The following is a 1,935-nucleotide window of genomic DNA, read 5'->3' as shown; positions in this document are numbered from 1 at the left end:
TTCAATTTTGGAGCCAAATTATTTTGAAATGAAACCTCAACTGTGGTGATATAACGCATGATTGCCTGTAATTCATCTAATACAGACTTTCTATTTTATTAGACCCAAATTCTCTAATTCTTTTATAGCATTATTTTTTGAAGGTGAGTAATCATTCCTTGCAAAGTTTTTAATTTCTTCAACATGTTCATAAAACACTGTGTTTATTTCTTTTAAATTCTCAATAAATAAGTCTAATATACTTGAGTCTACATTTTCCAAAGGAGAAGGCAATTGTTTCTGATTCTCAAATAAATATGCCTCCTTAGCAGTTGCTGCAATTGCATAGCTAATGTTATCCCACATGGAAATATTTTGTTCATCTTCATCTAGTTGCATATAAATAAAGATTCCATTAAAGTCCGTTCCATCATCTAATAAAACATAGAGATCCTTTCCTGTCTTATTTTTGTTTTCCAAAAAATCCCAACAATCATCTAAGGAAGCACGAATTTGAGATTTATATTGCGTTTTAATTTGGGTATATATTGCCTCTGAATAAGTTAGCATGAAATAAGTATCAATCATTTTATCTCCTTATTATAAAATTTTCCCGTTTTTTATTGTGAAATTTAATTTACTACCAATTTCTGCAGATTCTGTTGTTACTTCAATTATTAAATTGGGATATTTTTCTGAAAATTGTTTTAAAATTCCTGGACTCACATCTGGATTTGTCAAGCCTTGCTTACATGCTCCACAAACTCCTGATGGATTTGACTGGTGTAACTGAAAAACACCTGAAATTTTATCATCAGAAATACCTAACTCTTCAACATTTCTAACAAAATCTTGGATCACATTCTCCTCAGCATGGCGTGTGAACAAAGGATTCCTACGAGGTGACTGAATTTTCCTATCTGGAAATATGTCATCTAAGTCAGATAATCCTGCCTCTTTACGAACTTTAGGTGAGCCACCTTCAAATACTTTCCCTTCAAGACCTGGAACATTGGTTTTTCCCACTGCAATAGTATCAGTTTCAGGAACCTTCCATTTGCGTCTTAAGTTAGATAATTCTTCAGAAGCATCCCACACCACATCATCCACTTTATTTCCATAAAAAGCATTTCTTGAACGGAGTCTAGAAAGACTTGCATTTTCTACATTCTTCGCTTTAGAAGCCAGATTGTCCATGCTCTTTCCTAGACCTGTATCTCCCAGACTCTTGCTCATTTTTTCAAACCGCATCATTTGACTACCAGTTGAAGCCTCTCGTACGACGCTTACAGTCGGAACTTCCAAAGTAAACTGCTTGGCTCGCTCCAGTCCTTCTTGGGTAGCCTTGCTTAGGTTTAAAACTTTTTCATCCACTGAATTTTTTAGCTGATGGGTGATTTGTTTACGGTAAGTAGATAAGGAGTGATAAACATTATCCCCCAAGCCCTTGGCATTCTTCAAGACACCTTTGAAACTATCCAGGTTCTTAACTCCTTGTTCCAGGCCTTCTTTCAAAGTCGTTTTCAGACTGTTCTTAACGGCAGTAAGCCCTGCTGTCTTTCCTGTCTTGGCTAAGGTTCCTAGGTATTTCCCTGCTGGTATCAAGTCAAACAAGGCAAAGGTTCCTCTCAGTGTTCTCTCGGTCGCATCTAACTTCCGACCTGTGCCCCAGTCCTTACCGGTCGCTGCTGAGTACATTTCAGCACTAGCCAAGGCCACTCCTGCCACTGCTCCTGCTGGGGGACAGAAAATAGTCAAGACAACAAGGCCAGCTCCTAGAGCGATATCTCGCCACATCTCTATCTTAGATTTCTCGTCATCAATCGACACATACTCGAAAGCTCGGGTTTGATGCATGGCTTGGACATATTCTGTCTCCGTCAGCCTGTGTTCCTTATAGTCCTTACTTTTTTTGAACTCCTCGTAGCTTTTCTGTAGAGCCGTTCTATAAGGGCT

The 1,935-nt window shown here is 38.1% G+C and carries 2 protein-coding genes; both read right to left on the bottom strand.

What is annotated here, in order from left to right; translation table 11 throughout:
* Nucleotides 1-90: 90 nt before the first annotated feature.
* The gene (locus tag HF881_RS10345; protein ID WP_169447412.1) at nucleotides 91-567 is read right to left on the bottom strand and encodes an Imm6 family immunity protein; all 477 of its coding nucleotides are present in this window, start codon (nucleotides 565-567) and stop codon (nucleotides 91-93) included.
* Nucleotides 568-579: 12 nt separating this feature from the next.
* Nucleotides 580-1,935, bottom strand: a 1,356-nt coding sequence (locus HF881_RS10335; RefSeq protein ID WP_240956811.1) for a pre-toxin TG domain-containing protein, incomplete at its 5' end; no start/stop codon positions are given.

This window comes from Streptococcus sp. WB01_FAA12 (assembly GCF_012843315.1).
Lineage (GTDB): Bacteria > Bacillota > Bacilli > Lactobacillales > Streptococcaceae > Streptococcus.
The sequence above is the reverse complement of the archived record's forward strand: the minus strand, read 5'-3'. Positions and strand labels throughout refer to the sequence as shown.

Bases quoted from the DNA above. Each gene is read 5' to 3' on its own strand.
- HF881_RS10345 (WP_169447412.1), bottom strand. From the start codon at position 567: ATGATTGATACTTATTTCATGCTAACTTATTCAGAGGCAATATATACC.